This window comes from Mycobacterium scrofulaceum, assembly GCF_001667885.1.
GTDB classification, from domain to species: Bacteria; Actinomycetota; Actinomycetes; order Mycobacteriales; family Mycobacteriaceae; genus Mycobacterium; species Mycobacterium scrofulaceum_C.
This window is the reverse complement of sequence record NZ_LZJW01000038.1, coordinates 1-1,260: the sequence shown is the minus strand read 5'-3', so window position 1 is coordinate 1,260 and position 1,260 is coordinate 1. Positions and strand designations below refer to the sequence as shown.

General features: G+C 67.5%; 2 protein-coding genes. Both read right to left on the bottom strand.

Going from position 1 to position 1,260, the window contains the following annotated elements; all coding sequences use genetic code 11:
- A partial coding sequence (locus A5681_RS04300; RefSeq protein WP_197498503.1) for a glycosyltransferase occupies positions 1 to 608 on the bottom strand: 608 nt, incomplete at its 3' end.
- Positions 609 to 660: 52 nt separating this feature from the next.
- Positions 661 to 1,260: glycosyltransferase (locus A5681_RS04295; RefSeq protein WP_331710627.1), on the bottom strand; the 600-nt coding region annotated here is incomplete at its 5' end.

Here is a 1,260-nt window from a genome sequence, read left to right as displayed (position 1 = left end):
CCGCGCTCGGCGATCCTTCGCGGCGACGGTTTCGTCGCCGCGGGCAGACGGAGTTCTCGCCGCTGTTCGTTCTCAACCTGCTTGGTCGCGCGCCAAAAAAGCCACTCGACCGCCATCATGCCGGAGCGGAACAACGGCGCCGGCACGCTCGGAACGAGCTGGCCGTTGGCCCGCATCGGGAAGTGATGCAGCGTCGCCAGCGGAATGCCGTAATGCTCCGCGACGTTGGCGGCGGCCTGCTCGAAATTAAGTCCGGTGCACAGCAGGTCGGCGCCGCCCGCGAGTGATGTCAGCGTTGCGCTCACCTCGCCCCAGTGCCGGATGAGGGGCTCCCAGACCTTGCGCATCAATCTGAGCGGGCTGCGGATCGTCCAGATGCCTCGGAAGAATTCCGCCCACATGTTGCGGAGGAACTCCTCGTCCAAGAAGTCGTGCAGTTCGGGGCCGTACGGGACAGTCGCGAGACCCGCGGACTCGGCGAAGCCGACCAGTTCCGGCGGGACGGCCATGGCCACGTCGTGCCCCCGGCGCAGCAGCTCGCGGCCGACAGCTGCCAATGGCTCGATGTCGCCACGCGTTCCATAGCCAGCGAGGGCGAATTTCGTCACGGCTCCTAGCCTTGCAGTTGCCGTGCGTCGGCGGCGTCCCGGGTGCCGGTCGTCACCCAGCCCGCAGCACCCGCGCGAAATCTTCGAGAAGGTCGGCCGTCTTGGTGATGCTGTCCGTGGGCTTCGTCATCCGCGCGGCAAGTTCGCGGGCGCGGGAGGCGTAGTCGGGGGAGAGGACCTGGCGCAGGTCGGCGACCAGCGACTCGCGCGTCGTTTTCGAAAAGGGGCGGGCCACGCCGACTTTCAACCGATCCACCTGGCCTGCCCAGATTTTCTGATCGCTCATGCTCCACAGGCTCAATGTGGGCACTCCTGCGCGCAGGCCCGCGGCCGTGGTCCCGGCACCGCTGTGGTGCACCACGGCCCGGCAAGCGGGAAAAACAGCCGCGTAGTTGACCGCGCCCACCACCTTGACGTGGTCGAAATGCGGGGCACCGCTGAAATCGGTTTTGCCCGAGCACACCAGCGCCCGCTCGCCCAGCTCTGCGCAGGCCTCGCCGATCATGGTGATCGTCTCAGCCGGCGAATCGACCGCCGTGCTGCCAAAGCCGAAGCAGATCGGGGGCGTTCCCGCCGCGATCCACGAGGCGACCTCCTCGTCAGCGTCCGTCGTCATCTCCATGGTCAGCGTCCCAACGAAGGGCCGCTGGTC